The sequence below is a fragment of the uncultured Tateyamaria sp. genome, assembly GCF_947487805.1.
Classification (GTDB): domain Bacteria; phylum Pseudomonadota; class Alphaproteobacteria; order Rhodobacterales; family Rhodobacteraceae; genus Tateyamaria.
Genome location: NZ_CANKXW010000002.1, coordinates 616,701 through 634,002, shown reverse-complemented (window position 1 = coordinate 634,002; position 17,302 = coordinate 616,701). Strand labels below are relative to the sequence as shown.

The 17,302-nt window shown below is 63.5% G+C and carries 16 protein-coding genes; 7 read left to right on the top strand and 9 right to left on the bottom strand.

Annotation, left to right across the window (positions count from 1 at the left end):
- Positions 1–2 precede the first annotated feature (2 nt).
- The 6 genes from Q0949_RS08775 to Q0949_RS08750 form a co-directional block, all read right to left on the bottom strand.
- A complete protein-coding gene (locus Q0949_RS08775; RefSeq protein WP_299370626.1) occupies positions 3–1,823 on the bottom strand; it encodes a M3 family oligoendopeptidase in 1,821 nt (606 codons plus the stop codon).
- 65 nt (positions 1,824–1,888) lie between these two features.
- Entirely contained in the window at positions 1,889–2,746 is an 858-nt protein-coding gene (locus Q0949_RS08770) for an amidohydrolase family protein (protein ID WP_299370624.1), read from the bottom strand.
- Complete coding sequence (locus Q0949_RS08765; protein WP_299370622.1) at positions 2,739–4,331, bottom strand: ATP-dependent DNA ligase; 1,593 nt, start codon at positions 4,329–4,331, stop codon at positions 2,739–2,741. Before Q0949_RS08765 ends, Q0949_RS08770 begins: the two co-directional genes overlap by 8 nt.
- Positions 4,328–5,329, bottom strand: coding sequence for a ligase-associated DNA damage response exonuclease (locus Q0949_RS08760; RefSeq protein ID WP_299370620.1), 1,002 nt, complete (start codon positions 5,327–5,329; stop codon positions 4,328–4,330). The genes Q0949_RS08765 and Q0949_RS08760 overlap by 4 nt, the downstream gene beginning before the upstream one ends.
- Positions 5,330–5,367: 38 nt before the next feature.
- Positions 5,368–6,309: an alpha/beta hydrolase gene (locus Q0949_RS08755; RefSeq protein WP_299370618.1), complete on the bottom strand. Its 942-nt coding sequence runs from the start codon at positions 6,307–6,309 to the stop codon at positions 5,368–5,370.
- The gene (locus tag Q0949_RS08750; protein ID WP_299370616.1) at positions 6,309–6,599 is read right to left on the bottom strand and encodes an SCP2 sterol-binding domain-containing protein; all 291 of its coding nucleotides are present in this window, start codon (positions 6,597–6,599) and stop codon (positions 6,309–6,311) included. The genes Q0949_RS08755 and Q0949_RS08750 overlap by 1 nt, the downstream gene beginning before the upstream one ends.
- Before the next feature lie 173 nt (positions 6,600–6,772).
- Between Q0949_RS08750 and Q0949_RS08745 the strand changes: the two genes are divergently transcribed.
- The 5 genes from Q0949_RS08745 (at position 6,773) to Q0949_RS08725 (ending at position 11,733) form a co-directional block, all read left to right on the top strand.
- Positions 6,773–7,231 (top strand): tetratricopeptide repeat protein, encoded by a 459-nt coding sequence (locus tag Q0949_RS08745; RefSeq protein WP_299370614.1) that lies wholly within the window; start codon positions 6,773–6,775, stop codon positions 7,229–7,231.
- 21 nt (positions 7,232–7,252) lie between these two features.
- Positions 7,253–10,144 carry a helicase-related protein gene (locus tag Q0949_RS08740; RefSeq protein ID WP_299370612.1) on the top strand — a complete coding sequence of 964 codons (2,892 nt, stop codon included), beginning with the start codon at positions 7,253–7,255 and terminating at the stop codon, positions 10,142–10,144.
- Positions 10,145–10,531 (top strand): RNA-binding S4 domain-containing protein, encoded by a 387-nt coding sequence (locus Q0949_RS08735; RefSeq protein ID WP_299370610.1) that lies wholly within the window; start codon positions 10,145–10,147, stop codon positions 10,529–10,531.
- 51 nt (positions 10,532–10,582) lie between these two features.
- The gene (gene fdxA / locus Q0949_RS08730; protein ID WP_299370608.1) at positions 10,583–10,918 is read left to right on the top strand and encodes a ferredoxin FdxA; all 336 of its coding nucleotides are present in this window, start codon (positions 10,583–10,585) and stop codon (positions 10,916–10,918) included.
- 302 nt (positions 10,919–11,220) lie between these two features.
- Complete coding sequence (locus Q0949_RS08725; protein WP_299370606.1) at positions 11,221–11,733, top strand: CarD family transcriptional regulator; 513 nt, start codon at positions 11,221–11,223, stop codon at positions 11,731–11,733.
- A 54-nt stretch (positions 11,734–11,787) separates the two neighbouring features.
- On the opposite strand, the gene cobS is transcribed toward Q0949_RS08725, so the two are convergent.
- On the bottom strand, positions 11,788–12,552 hold the full coding sequence (cobS, locus tag Q0949_RS08720; RefSeq protein ID WP_299370604.1) for an adenosylcobinamide-GDP ribazoletransferase: 765 nt from the start codon (positions 12,550–12,552) through the stop codon (positions 11,788–11,790).
- A 71-nt stretch (positions 12,553–12,623) separates the two neighbouring features.
- Between cobS and cobT the strand changes: the two genes are divergently transcribed.
- Positions 12,624–13,631 (top strand): nicotinate-nucleotide--dimethylbenzimidazole phosphoribosyltransferase, encoded by a 1,008-nt coding sequence (gene cobT / locus Q0949_RS08715; RefSeq protein ID WP_299370602.1) that lies wholly within the window; start codon positions 12,624–12,626, stop codon positions 13,629–13,631.
- A gap of 63 nt (positions 13,632–13,694) precedes the next feature.
- Here cobT and Q0949_RS08710 read toward each other — a convergent pair whose 3' ends face one another.
- Together Q0949_RS08710 and Q0949_RS08705 are read right to left on the bottom strand one after the other, a co-directional pair.
- Complete coding sequence (locus Q0949_RS08710; RefSeq protein ID WP_299370600.1) at positions 13,695–15,566, bottom strand: monovalent cation:proton antiporter-2 (CPA2) family protein; 1,872 nt, start codon at positions 15,564–15,566, stop codon at positions 13,695–13,697.
- 18 nt (positions 15,567–15,584) lie between these two features.
- Positions 15,585–16,040 carry an Lrp/AsnC family transcriptional regulator gene (locus tag Q0949_RS08705; RefSeq protein WP_299370598.1) on the bottom strand — a complete coding sequence of 152 codons (456 nt, stop codon included), beginning with the start codon at positions 16,038–16,040 and terminating at the stop codon, positions 15,585–15,587.
- A 136-nt stretch (positions 16,041–16,176) separates the two neighbouring features.
- Here Q0949_RS08705 and hppD point away from each other — a divergent pair, with 136 nt between their 5' ends.
- A complete protein-coding gene (gene hppD / locus Q0949_RS08700) occupies positions 16,177–17,271 on the top strand; it encodes a 4-hydroxyphenylpyruvate dioxygenase (RefSeq protein ID WP_299370596.1) in 1,095 nt (364 codons plus the stop codon).
- Positions 17,272–17,302 lie beyond the last annotated feature (31 nt).

Below are 17,302 nucleotides of genomic sequence, written 5' to 3'. Positions count from 1 at the left end.
GCTCAGCCCTCCATCGCTTCGAGTTCGTCGATAAAGCCCGAGATCATCGACAGGCCCTTGTCCCAGAATTTGGGGTCAGACGCATCAAGCCCAAACGGAGCCAGCAATTCCTTGTGATGTTTGGACCCGCCCGCGCGCAGCATGTCGAAATACTTGTCCTCGAACCCTGTCGCACCCTCGGCATAGACCGAGTACAGCGCGTTCACCAAACCGTCGCCAAACGCATAGGCATAGACGTAGAACGGCGAATGCACGAAGTGCGGGATATAGGCCCAGAAGGTCTCGTACCCTTCCATGAAGTCAAAGGCCGGCCCAAGGCTTTCGGCTTGCACTGACATCCACAGTGCGTTGATGTCTTCGGGCGTCAACTCACCGCCACGCCGCGCCGCGTGCAGCTTGCACTCAAAGTCATAGAACGCGATTTGGCGCACAACCGTGTTGATCATGTCCTCGACCTTGCCTGCCAGCATCACCTTGCGCTGCGCGTCATCGCGCGCCCCGTCCAGCATTTTGCGGAAGGTCAGCATCTCGCCGAACACGCTGGCCGTTTCGGCCAGTGTCAGCGGGGTCGAGGACAGCATCTCGCCCTGTTCAGCGGCCAGAACCTGGTGCACACCGTGGCCCAGCTCGTGGGCCAGCGTCATCACGTCCCGCGGTTTGCCTAGGTAGTTCAGCATCACATAAGGGTGCACGTCCGTCACGGTCGGATGCGCAAAGGCACCGGGCGCCTTGCCCGGCTTCACCCCTGCATCGATCCAGCCTTTCTTGAAAAACGGCTGCGCCAGATCGCCCATACGCGGATCAAAGGCGCTATAGGCGTCCATCACGGTCTTCTCGGCCTCGTCCCAGCCGACGATGCGCGGGTCTTCCATCGGCAGCGGCGCATTGCGGTCCCAGACCTGCATCCGTTCCAGCCCCAGCCACTTGCGCTTGAGCTCATAATACCGGTGGCTCAGCTTGGGATAGGCATCGACCACGGCGTTGCGCAGGGCCTCGACGACCTCCGGCTCCACCTGGTTGCTCAGGTGCCGCCCCGTCTGCGCCGTAGGCATACCGCGCCACCGGTCCAGGATCTCCTTTTCCTTGGCCTGCGTGTTGTGCACACGGGCAAAGGTCTTGATATTGCCGGAAAACACCTCCGCGAGTTCCCGCGCGGCCGTTTCGCGCTTCTTGCGATCCGGATCGGTCAGGAAATTCAGCGTGCCCTCGATGTTCAGCGCCTCGCCGTCGATATCAAAGGTCAGCCCGGCAATCGTCTCGTCAAACAGCCGCTCCCACGCGTCGCCCACAACGCCCAGATCGTGCAGGAATTTCTCCATCTCGTCGGACAGCTGGTAAGGCTTCATCGCGCGGATCTTGTCAAAGATCGGGCGGTAGCGCGCCAGATCCGCATTCTGATCCAGCAGGCCCGACAGGTGATCATCCTCCAGCCGGTTCAGCTCCAGCGTGAAGAACACCAGCGGGGTCGTGAAGTTGGTGATCTTTTCCTGACAGTCGGACATGAACTTGGCCCGGCCCGCATCGGTGGTCAGCTGGTAATACCGCAGCCCGGCATAAGACATGATGCGCCCCGCCACCTGATTGATGCGCTCTTGCCGTTGGATACAGTCCAGCAGGCCCGCCGCATCCAGCGTCTCCAACCTGTTCTCGTAATCCGCGGCAAAGCTCTTGCACGCCTCTTCGAGCCAATCCAGATCGCGTTTCAGCTCCGGCGCGTCCTCACTGGCATAAAGGTCGTCCAGGTTCCACTCCGGCAGATTGCCCAGCGGCTGATCTCCCGAGGCGGCGTTGGCATCACGGACGGGAAAGGGGAGTTGGAACATGGAATTACCTTCTGTTTCGCGTTGGCCCATAGGTATGGGGCAGGGTGCATGGGGGCAAGGGGGCGCTAGGGCGCAAAGAGGCGGTTGGGCGTGTCGACGTGGATTTTCTGGCGCTCTGCCGCAGTCGTGATCGCAGACAGCCCATCAGCCAGCGCTGCGGCACGTGGCATGCCCGCCCCATTCAGCATCAGGTGCGGCCAGTCAGAGCCCCACAGACAGGCATCCGGATTGGCATCGATCAACCGCCGCATCAACGGCTGGACTCCCGCGATGTCCGCCGCCAGCCGGTAGGGCGCGGACAGCTTGATATAGGCGTGCCCCTCGGCCAGCAGACTGCACAGCGTGTCGATCGCCGGTGTGTCGGGGGTCAGGTCCATGGGCCAGCCGCAGTGATCAATCACCAGCGGCACGGGCAGGGCGCGGACGTCATCCGCAATCTGTGCGATGTGCTGATCCGCATGCAGCAGCATCTGAATGTGCATGCCCTGATCGGCCAGCGCGGGCGCCATCGCCTTGGCGCCGTCCCACGTCAGAACACCCCCATGCACATAATTCAGGCGCACCGCGACCATGTTGTCCTGTCCCAATGCGCGCACCTGTGCGTGCGTGGCCCCATCGGGCAGCAGCCCAACCCCCTTGGCCCGCCCGCCCAGTGCCGCCACGGCGTCGCGCGTCACCGCGTTGTCGGTGCCATAAAGGATCGAATGCACGATCAAGGTCCGCGCACAGCCAAGCGCGTCCAGATGCGCGTCGAACAAGGCCAGCCAGTCGTCGAAATCATGCCCCGGTGCCGGGTTCTGGGCGCGGTTGGGCGACAGCGGGTGTTGCGGCCCGCCCAACATGTGTACATGCGCGTCCCATGCGCCTGTCGGCAATGGCGTCGCGGGCCGGTTCGGCGGGCATGGAGGCTGCGCGTTATCCATAGATCTCCAACATCTGGTTCAGGTCATCGAGGCTGTTGGCCTCTTGAATCGGCTTGTCGTGCCGCCACCGCGACATACGCGGAAACCGCAGCGCAACGCCAGATTTGTGTCGCGGCGAGGCCTGGATCCCCTCGAACGCGATCTCGAACACATGTTCCGGCGTGACCTGGCGCACCGGGCCAAACCGCTGCTGCGTGTTCTTTTTGACCCACGCGGTGATCTTGCGGAATTCTTCGTCGGTCAGCCCGGAATAGGCCTTGGTGAACGGGACCAGATCGTTCCCGTTCCACACCGCAAAGGTAAAGTCGGTGAACAGGTTCGCGCGCCGTCCGTGCCCTGATTGCGCATAGATCATGACCGCGTCGATGGTCAGCGGATCCAGCTTCCATTTCCACCAATCCCCCTTCTTGCGCCCCGTCAGATAGGGACTGTCGCGCCGCTTGAGCATCAGCCCCTCAGCCTGCGCGTCGCGCGCAGTGGCGCGGATCTCGGCCAGCGCGTCCCAGTGGTCGAACGCGACCGTCGGTGACAGTTTCACGGGCGCATCTGTGGGCAGGGTTTCACAAAGTTTCTCAAGGGTTGCGCGACGTTCTGCAAGCGGAACTTGCCGATAATCAACACCGCCCCATTCCAGCAGATCATAGGCGTAAAGGATAACCGGGGCATCGCGCAGCAGCGCCTTGGGCACCGTCTTGCGCCCGATCCGTTTCTGCAACGCGTTGAAGTTCTGCGGTACGCCGTCCCCCCATGCCAGCAATTCACCATCCAGCACCGTACCATCGGGCAGGAAATCGCGGATGCGGGCCAGTTCGGGAAAGCGGTCGGTCATCAACTCTTCGCCACGCGACCAGACAAAGTGTTCGCCACCCCGCAAAATGACCTGCCCCCGGATGCCGTCCCACTTCCACTCCGCCTGCCAATCCGTTGGTGCGCCCAGATTTTCCGGCTCTCCCTCCAACGCATAGGCCAAGTAGAACGGATAGGGCCGCGAGGCCGCCGCCGCCGGGTCGTCCTCCAGGATCAACTGCTCCCATGTGGTCGACGCCGGATCCCAATCCCCCATCAGCCGATGCGCCATTTCCGGCTCTTCCCGCCCCGTCGCGCGGGCCAGTGCGCGGGTCATCAGCTTTTGACTGACCCCGATGCGGAACCCGCCGGTCAGCAGCTTGTTGAACAGGAACCGTTGGGTCGGATCCAGCGATGCCCACGCATCGAGGACAAAGGCCTTTCGATCTTCTTCTTCCGCCTGAGAAATGCCGCGCAACGCGTTGATCCAATGGGATAACCCGAGATCAGTATGAGTTGCTGCCGGAGGCAGGACCAGCGCAATCGTCTCTGCCAGATCCCCCACAATCGGATAGGCCTCTTCGAACAGCCACAGCGGAATGCCCGCCACCTCGGCCCCCCATTCGCGTAGCCGCGTGGTGGTCACCGCCCGTTTCGGTCTGCGCCCCGAAAAGATGGCGATGGTCCAGATCCGGTCCTCTTTGGGCGCCGATTGGAAATAGTCGGTCAGCGCCGAAACCTTCACCGTGGTCCTGGTCGATTGATCTATGGCGTTGAAGAGGTCGGCGAACTGCTTCATGCCGCGTCTTCCTCTATCTCTTCGCCGCCAAACTCGGTCTCCAGAACGCGTGCATTCCAGCCGTTTTCGTTCAGGTAGCGGGTAAAGATCTCTGTATAACCATGGGTGACATATATATTTTCTGCCTCCGTTTCAGTGATCGTCGCCAAAAGGTCCGACCAGTCCGCATGATCCGAAATGACAAAGCCGCGATCCCCCGCACGCCGTCGCCGAATGCCGCGCAGCGCCATCCACCCGGACGCAAAGCCTGTTTCCTGCGTGCCAAACTTGCGCGCCCACGCCGATCCCAGCGCCGAGGGCGGCGCAAGCACAATCGCTCCGGGATGATCCTTGGGCACCAGATCAGGCCCGGCCCGGACCGTGTCCGGTAACGTGATACCCTGGCCGCGCATCACCTGATTGGTGTTCTCGATGGCCGTATGCGTGAGGATCGGGCCGATCTGCGGATCCAGCATCGACATCAGCCGCTGCGCCTTGCCCAGGGCATAGCAGCCCAGAAACGCCGTCTTGCCCGCCTGCGCACAGTCCCGCCACCAACCGTTGATCTGCTGCGCTATTTCGTCCTGCGGCTGCCAGCGAAATACCGGCAGGCCAAAGGTGCTTTCGGTGATGAAGTGATGGCAGCGTACGGGTTCGAATGGCGTCGACAGCCCGTCATCCATACGTTTGTAATCCCCCGACGCGACCCACACCTCGCCCGCCACCTCGACGCGGATCTGGGCCGATCCGGGCACGTGGCCCGCGGGGTGGAACGACACGCGCGCGCCGCCGATCTGTCGCACCTCACCATAGCGCACCGTGTCGATATCGATGTCGCCCAACCGATGCCGCATCACCGGCGCCGCGATATCCGTGGCCATATAAGCGCCCATGCCCGACCGCGCATGATCGGCGTGGCCATGGGTGATCAGCGCCCGCGCCACGGGCCGCCACGGGTCGATATAGAAATCGCCGGCGGGGCAATAAATTCCTGCGGGGGTAAAGGTCAGCGCGCTCATGGGCGCAAACCTAGCGTGCAATCCGCGCAGCGCCAGCCTCAGGCGGCCTCGGCGAACCTGTGTGCCACCGTGTCAAAGATGCCGCTGCGTGTGTTGGCGTCTTCCATCAGGACTTCGTGTTCGCCCTGCTGCATCCTGTGCAGGTTACCGTTGTCCCAGGTGTCCATGCGCGCCTCGATCCGGCCCACATGCACGATACGTTCGTTTGTGCCAAGGAACGAATCGCACGGTATCGCCGGGCTGGGCATGCGCGCCAGCGCCAGCGTTTCATCCAGCGCCTCTCGCAGCCAGACAAAGCTTGGCCCCCCAAGTCCCAGTTCGGGATGGGCCAGCAATTGCGCCCGCATCATGTTGAACATCTCGAGGTCAGAGGTCAGGAAATTGTTGTCGAATGGCGCGGTCAGCACATAGGAATCCGGGATCCGTCCGGGCGGCAGGCGGTGCCCCTGTCCCAAAACCGGCATCATCTGGCTCAGCGCCCATGCCACGGGCCGCAAGGTTGGCGCAATCCGGATGCCCCACATCGGCCCGGTAAAGGCCGCGGCCTGCACCCCCAACCCTTCGTGCAGCGACCGCAGGCCGATACACCCGCCCATCGAATGGGCCATCAGGTAAAACGGTTTCGGCAGATCCAGCTTGTGGGCCGCGGCAATCATCGCCTGCACGTCCAGCTGGTAGTCGGCAAATGTCTCGACATGCCCGATCCGCTCGTCATCAAGCAGCCGGTCCGCCAGCCCCTGACCACGCCAGTCGATCACGATCGTCGCAAACCCCCGCGCGGCCAGATCACCGGCGGCAGAGGCGTATTTCTCGACATATTCCGTGCGTCCGGGGAACAGTAGAACAGTGCCCTTGGGGGCCTGCGGATGGTACACGCCAATCCGCAGTCGCACGCCATCGGATGCAGTGATCCAGTAGGCCACGCCGTCGATCGGCGCGGGGCCTACATCGGTGAAAAGGGGCGCGGCCGACAGGGTCATCAGGCCAGCACAGAGGCCAGTTTCATGGCCATGCCCATGTCACCGTCCACTTTCAGCTTGCCGGTCATGAAGGCGGCTGTGGGGTTGGTGTCACCCTCAAGGATCGCGCGAAACGTGTCGGCGTCCGCAGACAGGGTCACGTCAGCGGCCTCGTCACCGGCGCGCGCGCCATTTGCGTCCATCATGATGGCGCCTTCGCCGTCAATGTCGAATTTCGCGGTGCCGTCGAAATCTGCGCCAGCCAGCTTTTCGTTCAGAACGGCGACGGCTTCGGTCACGGTGTCACTCATCTTTGATGCCCTTTTTGGTCAGTGGCCGGGCGGCGTGTCTAGAATTTACAGCCCGGCCTGTTACATTCACCGTTATGGGCACTCGTATTCGCAAACTCTACCCTGTCGTCACGGCACTTTTACTGACAGTAGGGAATTCCTTACCTGCGCACGCGCAATCCTCGCTTCACGAGATGATGCAGGCGCTCCGCGACGCCAAACCGGCCGAGGCCACACGCCTCACGCGCGAGATCGAGCGAACATGGGCGCAGTCGGGGTCAACCTCGCTCGACATGCTCCTGCGCCGGGGCCGCGAAGCGCTGGAGGAAGAGCAGGTCGATATCGCCATCGAACATCTGACCGCCGTGACAGACCATGCGCCGGATTTTGCCGAAGGCTGGCACGCGCGCGCCACGGCGTTCTACATGAAGGGGCTTTATGGTCCGGCGCTCGATGATCTTCAGCGAGCGCTGATCCTGAACCCCGACAATTACAACGCCATCTTCGGGCTGGGCGTGATGTTGCAGGAATTTGGCGACTTTGCGCGCGCCGAGGCCGCGTTTCGCGAGGTGCTCGACTTGCATCCCAACCACGAAAACGCCACCAAGGCGCTGGAGCAGCTGCAAGCCAAGGGCATTGGCCGGACGCTCTGACGAGTGATTGGGGGACTGCCCATGTCGGGCGACGCACGTGTGGTGGCCGTTCTCGGCCCCACGAACACAGGCAAGACCACCTATGCCATCGAACGTATGCTGGGCCACCGCACCGGCGTGATCGGCCTGCCGTTGCGTCTGCTGGCGCGCGAGGTCTATGACCGCATCGTGGCCTTGCGCGGCCCCTCTGTCGTGGCGCTTGTCACCGGCGAGGAACGGATCGTGCCGCCGCGCACGCAATACTGGGTCTGTACGGTCGAGGCGATGCCCGAGGGCATGGGGGTCGATTTTCTGGCCGTGGATGAAATCCAGCTCTGCGCCGACCCCGAGCGCGGCCATGTCTTTACCGACCGTCTGCTGCGCAGCCGGGGTCTCCACGAAACGCTGTTTCTGGGGGCCGACACGATGCGCGGGCCGATTTCCGCGCTGGTGCCCGAGGCGCAATACATGCGCCGCGAGCGCATGTCACAGCTGGTCTATTCCGGCCAAAAGAAAGTCTCGCGCATGCGCCCCCGGTCGGCCATCGTCGGGTTTTCGGTCGACAACGTCTATGCCATCGCCGAACTGATCCGGCGGCAAAAGGGCGGGGCGGCGGTCGTCATGGGCGCGCTCAGCCCCCGCACCCGCAACGCCCAGGTCGACATGTACCAGAACGGCGAAGTGGACTTCCTCGTGGCCACGGACGCCATCGGCATGGGCCTCAACCTCGACATCGACCATGTTGCGTTCTCCAGTCTGACCAAGTTCGACGGGCGGCGAATGCGGCCTCTGGCCCCCAACGAATTGGCGCAGATCGCAGGCCGGGCCGGGCGCGGGCAAAAGGACGGCACGTTCGGGGTCACGGGCGACGTGCGCCCGCTGGATGACGGCACCGCGCAGGCGATCATGGATCACCGCTTTACCCCGCTCAGCAAATTGCAATGGCGCAACCACGCGCTGCAATTCGGCACCATCGACGCCCTGGTACGCAGCCTCGAGGCAGCGCCCGATCACGAAGTGCTGGTGCGCGCCCGCGAGGCCGACGACGTCATGGCGCTCAAATCCCTGTCGGCCTCCGCCGAGGTGACCGCGCGCTGCACGGATGCGCGCTCGGTCCGCCTGCTCTGGGATGTCTGCCGCGTGCCCGATTTCCGCGGCATCAGCCATCAGGAACATTCCGCCCTTCTGGACGTTGTGTTCAGGTACCTGCACGAACGCGGCACCATTCCGGGCGACTGGATGGCCCGCCAGATCAAGCGTATCGACCGCGCCGACGGTGATATCGACGCCATATCCAAGCGATTGGCGTTTATCCGCACATGGACCTACGTGGCGCAACGCAAAGGGTGGGTCGACGACGAAAGCCATTGGCGGGACGAGACTCGCCATGTAGAAGACCGCTTGTCAGATGCGCTGCATGCGAAGCTGACGCAAAGATTTGTAGACCGGCGCACGTCAGTGCTCCTGCGCCGGCTAGGCCAGAAGGAGGCCATGGTGGCCGAAGTAAATGATCAAGGTGAAGTGACTGTCGAAGGCGAGTTCGTCGGCAAGTTGGACGGGTTCCGGTTTTCCCAGGACAAGGGAACGGGCGCGGCCGAGGCAAAGACGATCAAGACCGCCGCATTGCAGGCGCTTGCACCGCATTTCCACCTTCGGGCGGACCGGTTCTACAACGCGCCGGACACAGAGATTGATTTCACCGAACAGGGCGGCCTCATGTGGGGCTCTGCCGCCGTGGGCAAGCTGGTGGCAGGCGCGGATGCGCTCAAACCCATGGTCGAGGTCTTTGTCGACGATGTGGCAGGCCCGGAGGTTGCGCAAAAGGTGCAACGCCGGTTGCAGCACTTCATCGACCGCAAGATCGCGGCCCTGTTTGAGCCACTGATGAACCTCCAGCGCGACGAGACGCTGACCGGGCTGGCCAAGGGCTTTGCTTTCCGCATGGTCGAGGGTCTGGGCGTATTGCCGCGCGTAACCGTGGCCGAGGACGTCAAGGCGCTGGATCAGGACGCCCGCGGCGCGCTGCGCAAGCACGGTATCCGGTTTGGCCAGTTCACGATCTTCATGCCGCTGCTGCTGAAACCCGCGCCAACGCGCCTGCGTCTGGTGCTGTGGTCGCTGGTCAACGGCCTGTCCGAATTCCCCGAATCCCCACCGCCCGGCCTTGTAACCGTGCCCGCCATCACCGATGGCCCGCGCGGCGTCGACACGATGTCCGGCTACCGCAACGCCGGTGACCGGGCCATTCGCATCGACATGCTGGAACGGCTGGCCGACATGCTGCGGGCCGAGGATTCGCGCGGCGGGTTCGAAGCCAAGGATGACATGCTCTCGATCACCGGCATGACGCTCGAACAGTTCGCGGGCCTGATGGAAGGTCTTGGCTACAAGGCCGAAAAGGGCGAGCGTGAAAAGGTCAAACCGGTGGATGCCAAACTGTCTGGCGCGCCCGATGCCGATACACCGGTGATGGATGCGGGCGACATGGCCCCCGCCACGGCCGCAGGCGACGTGCCCGCCCCCGCAGATGTGCCCGAAGGGACCGCCGACATTGTGGACGCGGGCCAGGCGCCGATCATCTCCGAGGCCGCGGAAGTGACCGAGGCCGAGGGTGGCATCCCGGTCAACTCCGAGACCGAGATTGATCCCGGCACCGCACCCGACGCGGCCACCGCCGAGATGGAAACCGAGGTCTTCTATACCTTTACCTGGGGTCGCAACGCAGGCGGCAATCGCCGTTCGCAGCAAGGCGGCAAACCTCGCGGCAAGGGCGCGCCCAACAAGGGCGGCAAGCCCGGCGCCAAGGGCAAGGGCCCCCGCAAGGACGGCAACAAGCCGCAGAACTTCTCGGCCCGCCCGCCGCGCAAGGAAAAGGCGATCGACCCCGACAACCCATTTGCCGCGGCCCTCATGGGGCTTAAGGACGGCAAGTAAGTGGTTGAAGACACGGGCAAGCTGCGCCTCGACAAGTGGTTGTGGTTTGCCCGGTTCTTCAAGACACGGTCGCTGGCCGCGACCCGCGTGGCTGCCGGTGATGTCCGCGTCAACGGCGACCGGGTCACCAAACGGTCCACCACGATTGCACCCGGTGACGTGCTGACCTTTTCACAAGGCCGTGTGGTGCGCATCGTTGAGGTCGCCGCGGTGGGAAATCGGCGCGGACCCGCTCCCGAAGCACAGGCGCTTTACACCGATATGTCCCCGCCACCGCCGCCCAAGGAAACGCCCGTTCCCGAAAACCCGCGATTCGAGGGAAAAGGCCGCCCGACCAAACGCGACCGCAGGCAGGGTGATCTTTCGCGTGCGCGCCACCTTGAATGATGGCGGCTGCTGATTTAGCTAGGCCTCTGACTGACACATGAGACAAACCGCATGACCTATATCGTCAATGACAGCTGCATTGCCTGTAAGTACACCGACTGCGTCGAAGTGTGCCCCGTGGACTGCTTTTACGAAGGCGAGAACATGCTGGTGATCCACCCCGACGAATGTATCGACTGTGGTGTGTGCGAGCCCGAATGCCCCGCCGACGCCATCCGCCCCGACACCGAGCCGGACATGGAAAAGTGGGTTGAGTTCAATCGCAAGTATTCCGAGATGTGGCCCGTCATCATCACAAAGAAAGACCCGCTGCCTACCGCCGACGAGATGGACGGCAAAGAGGGCAAGATGGAACTCTTCTCCGAAGCGCCGGGCGAGGGCGGCTGAGGCATCGAATCGCCTATGGGCATGATTTCGCCCTGAGCGCATTGCTATAATCGAGACGGAACGGCTTGATAAAGCAGGGCTTTCCGAAAGTTTCCTTTAGGTCAGCTTTCGAATCCCCCTTTTTTGTGCTATGGTATCGGAACAACTGACATACGGACGCTGCACTGGCCCGCCGCCCATTTTGGCGGGACACAAAAATCTTTGACCGTGAACCGCACTTGGACGAGGCATTCCATGCCCCGCCTGATGCGGTTTTGACTGTCAAAAAAGCACGCCACCCCGTGGTCGCATGAGGATCAGGAATGACAAAATCAAAGAAACTCGACTTCCGCCCGAACGAATACGTGGTGTACCCCGCCCATGGCGTGGGGCAGATCACCTCTGTTGAAAAACAGGAAGTGGCCGGCATTGAGTTGGAACTGTTCGTCATCTCGTTCGAGAAGGACAAGATGACGCTGCGCGTGCCCACCAACAAGGCCACCGAAATCGGCATGCGCGCGCTGTCGAGCCCGGACGTCATCAGCCAGGCGATGAAGACGCTCAAGGGCAAGGCCAAGGTCAAGCGGGCCATGTGGTCGCGTCGGGCGCAGGAATACGAGCAAAAGATCAACTCGGGCGATCTGATCGCCATCGCCGAGGTCGTGCGCGACCTGCACCGTACGGATGACCAGCGCGAGCAAAGCTACTCCGAGCGCCAGCTCTATGAGGCGGCCCTCGAACGGCTGACCCGCGAAGTGGCAGCCGTCTCTGGCGGCGACGAAATCGCGGCCGCCAAGGAAGTCGGTGACGTGCTGACCAGCCGCGTCGCGGCGTAAATCGCGCAACTTAAGTGTTTGAAAACAAACGTGTCCCCGCGGGGACACGTTTTTTTATGCGCCGAGGGCGACCAAAGTGATCAACACGGCGATCTCCGTTGCGATCTGTGTAGCGCCCAGTATGTCGCCGGTTTGCCCGCCGATCTTGGCCCGCGCAAGCAGGCCCATCGCGCCCGCGACCCCTGCGGCGATGATCAGTGCCCAGAGCGCGTGCCCCCCCAGCAATGCGACGGACAGGACCGCCGCAATCAGAATCGCGGCAATGGTCGGCCCGGTCGTGGCCCGCCCCACCTGACGCGACAGCCCAACCTCGCGGGCATGGGGCATCGCACACATCAGTGGCACCATCATCGCGCGGCTGATGACCAGCGCGGCCACCAAAGCGGTCCATGTGATCTCTGCCATCGCGGTCCAGCGCAGCCCGAGTGCGAGGATCAGCGCGAGCACGCCGTAGGCCCCGATGCGGCTGTCCTTCATGATGTCGAGCCTCCGCGCGCGGTCGTGCCCGCCCCACAGCCCGTCCGCGGTGTCGGCAAACCCGTCTTCGTGCATGGCACCCGTCAGCATGATCAGCGCGCCCAGAACCAGCCCTGCCGTCAGCGCGTCGGGCAGGCCCATCGCGGGGAGGACGTAGCACAGCGGCGCCACGATCAGCCCGAGGATCAGCCCCACCAGCGGATAGGCCCAGACCGCCCGCGCGGCCCCGTCGAAGGCGCGGTCGGGCAGGGTTGGCAGGGGCAGCCGCGTCAACAGGACGAGGGCCGCGGGCAGGTCCCACAGGCGCGCGCGGGGGGGCATGTCGGTTTCTTTGTGTGCCATGTCCGGTCCTGACTTGCGGGCGTCTGCGCATTGGGTAAACAGCAAGGCACCAACAGGCAAGGACGACGGATATGAGTTTCGACACATTGGACGCGCTGCGCGCACTTCTGGCAGATATGCCGGGCGCGGACACCGAGGCGGGTGACGCGGCGGCGGCGCGCAATGGCCAGCTGACCAAACCGCCGGGGGCCTTGGGACGGCTCGAGGATCTGGCGATCTGGTATGCGGGCTGGCGCGGCGATGCGCGGCCCCGGATCACTGCGCCGCAAGTGATCGTCTTTGCGGGCAATCACGGCGTGGCCGCGCGCGGGGTGAGTGCGTTTCCGCCAGAGGTGACCGTGCAGATGGTGGCGAATTTCGAACATGGTGGGGCGGCGATCAACCAGTTGGCCAAGGCCTTTGGCGCGCGCATGGATGTGGTTTCGCTGGATCTGGACAGACCCACGGCCGATTTCACCGCAGGCCCGGCGATGTCGGAGGCCGAGGTGGTCGCGGCGCTGCGTGCGGGCTGGGACGCGGTGGACGCGCAGGCGGACGTGCTGGTTGTGGGCGAGATGGGGATTGGCAATACGACCTCTGCGGCCGCGATTGCCGCGCGCCTCTTTGGTGGGTCAGCGGCAGACTGGACAGGGCGCGGCACGGGCGTCGAGGGCGACGCGCTGGCGCTGAAGACGCGCGTTGTCGAAGAGGCGCTGCTGCGCCACGCGGATGCAGGCGACGGGCTTGATGTGTTGATGCGGCTGGGCGGGCGCGAGTTGGCGGGCATGGCCGGGGCCATGGCGCGGGCGCGCGCCCTGCGCATTCCCGTGATCATGGATGGGTTCATCTGCACCGCTGCCGCGGCCTGTCTGGAAAAGACGGTCGCCGGTGCGCTGGATCATGTGGTGGCCGGGCATCAGAGTGCCGAAGGCGCCCATGGGCGCATGCTGGAAGCGTTGGGCAAGGCGCCACTTTTGTCGCTGGGCCTGCGTCTTGGCGAAGGATCGGGCGCGGCCCTGGCCATCGGCGTGTTGCAGGGTGCCATTGCCTGTCATTCGGGCATGTCGACCTTTGCCGAGGCGGGCGTGTCGGACGGGTGAGCCGGTGGGATGGTCTGTTTTGCTGACGCAAAAGGCGCCCACCCACCGACCCTGCGTTATGGCTCAGGCGCGTTTGGGGTCGTCCTGGCGTGCCGAGAGGGCCGCTTCGAGTGTTTTTTCCAGTGACTTGGCGCGTGCGACGTATGCGTCGTTTCTGGAGGCGGGCACGTTCGGGTCCCAGACCTCGGCCAGTTGGCGCACGGCGTCACGGTCATGGGCGTAGAAGACGCGCTCAGCCTCGGCGGCCTCGTATTCGGTGAGGCCGAGATTTTCCAATGCGTAGCGGCCCGCGCGCAGCGAGCTGTCGAACATTTCGCGCACGATGTCATCGGCACCTGCCTGGAAGAGTTTGTACACGTGGACCCGGTCATAGGCGCGGGCGATGATGTGCAGGTCGGGCCGTTCCTTTCGGGCATAGGCCACCAGCTTGGTTGCCGTTTCGGGATCATCCAGCGCCACGACGAGGATGCGGGCATGGTGCAGCCCTGCGGCGTGCAGAATGTCGGGGCGGCTGGGATCGCCGAGAAAACCCTTGAACCCGAAGCGGCGCATCAGCGCGATGGTTTCCATGTCATGGTCCAGCACCACGGTCTTGAAGCCAGAGCCTTGCAGCAGACGGTTCACGATCTGGCCGAACCGTCCGATGCCCGCGATGATCACCGGGCCAGCCTCGTCTATGTCGTCGGCTTCGACATCCGTTGTGGTGTCTGCCATGCGCCGGTTGATCGCTTCGTAGAGGATGAAGAGCAGCGGGGTGATCAGCATGGTCAGTGCGACGACGAGCAGAAGTGTTTCGGCCACGTCGCGCGGAATGATCCCCTGGCCCACCGAGAAGGCCACCAGCACGAAGCCGAATTCGCCGGCCTGTGCCAGCCCGAGCGTAAAGAGCCATCTGTCCCGGCCCGTGATGGCGAAGGCGCGGGCAAGGCAGTAGAGCACCGCGCCCTTGATCAGGATGACCAGAAGGGCCATCGAGATCAGCGCTGGCCAGTCTTCGAAGAGGAGGGTGAAGTTGATGCCTGCACCCACAGTGATGAAGAAGAGGCCGAGGAGCAGACCCTTGAACGGTTGCAGGTCGGATTCCAGCTCGTGGCGGAATTCGGAGCTGGCCAGCACCACACCGGCGAGGAATGCGCCGAGCGCGGGCGAGAGGCCCACCAGCATCATCAGGAAAGAGATCGACACGACGATCAGGAGCGCCAACGCGGTGTACATCTCGGGCAGGCGCGCAGCGTGGATAAAGCGGAACACGGGCCGGGTCAGGAAGACACCGGCAAAGATCACGGCAGCGATGGCGGCAATGGTCACAAGCGTGACACCCCATGCAGGCAGCCCTTCGACGAGGCTCATCGTGGCATGGCCGTGGTCGCCGTGATCGTCCCCGCGCGAGATCGAGCCATCCTGTGAAATCTGGATCGGCAGGGTCACCACAAGCAGCGGCAGGAAAGCGAGGATCGGGATCACCGCGATGTCCTGTGTGAGCAGGACCGAGAAGACGTTGCGCCCGCCCTTGGTCTGCATCAGCCCCTTTTCCGACAGGGTTTGCAGGACGATCGCCGTGGATGAGAGCGCCAGTGTCAACCCGATGGCCAGCGCCACGCCCCAGGGTTGGTCATAGGCCATCGCGACGCCCATGAGGGCAATGGCGGAGAGGGCGACCTGCATGCCGCCCAGGCCCAGCAGCTTGTGCCGCATGTCCCAGAGCGCGCGGGGTTCCAGTTCCAGCCCGATCAGGAAGAGCATCATCACCACGCCAAACTCGGCAAAGTGCTGCAAATCCTCGGTCTCGGACCCGACGAGCCCCAGCACCGGGCCCACGATGATGCCTGCCGCAAGGTATCCAAGCACAGACCCAAGCCCCAACCGCGCGGCGATGGGCACCGCGATCACGGCCGCAGCGAGGTAGATCGAGGCCTGGTAGAGGAAGCTTTCCATGTCCGTCTCCGATAGGTGTCAGGTCGGCAGGGGGCCGTCCGGTTTGAGTTGGTCCATCACGATCTGGCTGTGCACCCGCGCCACGGCGGGGTGCGGCAGCAGGATGTCGTGGATCAGACTGTTGAGTGCGGCGAGGTCGACGCAGTAGACACGGAGCAGATAGTCCGCATCGCCCGTCAATGTCCAAGCGCTTGTGATCTGTGGCTGGGTGTTGAGCAAGCGCGCGAAGCTGGTGGAGTGTTCGGGGCCATGGGTGCCGAGGTGGACCTGGACGAACCCCTGCACGCCAAGGCCAAGCCTGCGCGCATCGAGGCGGGCGACGTAGCCCTCGATGAAACCCTCGGCCTCGAGCCGTTGCTTGCGCCGACCGATCTGGCTTGGCGACAGGTTGAGCTGTGCGCTGAGGTCCTGCGCGGTCAGGGTCGCGTCCCGTTGCAGCGCGGTCAGAAGTCGGGTGTCGGTCGAATCGAGCATGTGCGGGTTCTTTGCATGTGAGGCATGAAATATGCGTGAAAGACGCGCCGAACGGAAGGGTCTCGACTGAGAATGCGCGGATTTCCGGCGGTGGATGCCGTAGCTTTGGGCACAAGCAGCCTCGAGGAGACGCATCATGGGCCCATTCCCGCACAATGCACCGAAATCGCAGATCACCGAAGACAACCCCATGGGGACGGACGGGTTCGAGTTTGTCGAATTTGCCCATCCGGATCCGGAGGCGCTGCGGACGCTGTTTGCGCGGATGGGCTATGCGAAGGTGGCGCGGCACCGCAGCAAGGAGATCGAACTTTGGCAGCAGGGCGACATCACCTATGTGCTGAACGCGGAGGCGGACAGCTTTGGCGCAGGCTTTGCCGCCGATCACGGGCCATGCGCGGCATCGATGGGATGGCGGGTCGTGGATGCGCAGCACGCCTTTGAGCGTGCCGTTGCGCTGGGGGCGACACCCTATGAGGGGACGGGCAAGGTGCTGGACGTGCCGGCGATCTACGGGATTGGCGACAGCCTGATCTATTTCGTGGATCAGTATTACGACACCTCGCCGTATAACGCGGAATATGAATGGCTGGAGCAGTCCAAGCCGCGGGGCGTCGGGTTCTTTTATCTCGATCACCTGACGCACAATGTGCACAAGGGGAACATGGACACCTGGTTCCGTTTCTACGGGGATCTGTTCAACTTCAAAGAGATCCGGTTTTTCGATATCGAGGGCAAGTTTACCGGCCTCTTCAGCCGCGCGTTGACGTCCCCCTGTGGCCGGATCCGCATTCCGATCAACGAGGACCGGGGCGAGACCGGGCAGATCGTGGCCTATCTCAACAAGTACAAGGGCGAGGGCATCCAGCACATCGCGGTGGGGTCGGATGACCTTTATGACAGCACAGATGCGATTGCGGAGAACGGGCTGAAGTTCATGCCGGGTCCGCCGGAGGCCTATTACGATCTGTCCAAGACCCGCGTGGTGGGTCACGACGAGCCGCTGGACCGGATGAAGAAACACGGCATCCTGATCGATGGCGAAGGCGTCGTGGACGGGGGAGAGACAAAGATCCTGCTGCAGATCTTTTCCAAGACGGTGATCGGGCCGATCTTTTTCGAGTTCATCCAGCGCAAGGGCGATGACGGGTTCGGCGAGGGGAACTTCAAGGCGCTGTTCGAGAGTATCGAGCAGGAGCAGATCAACAACGGCGAACTGGCGGCCGAATAGGTGGGCGGTGCGCAGTGGATGCGCACCCTAC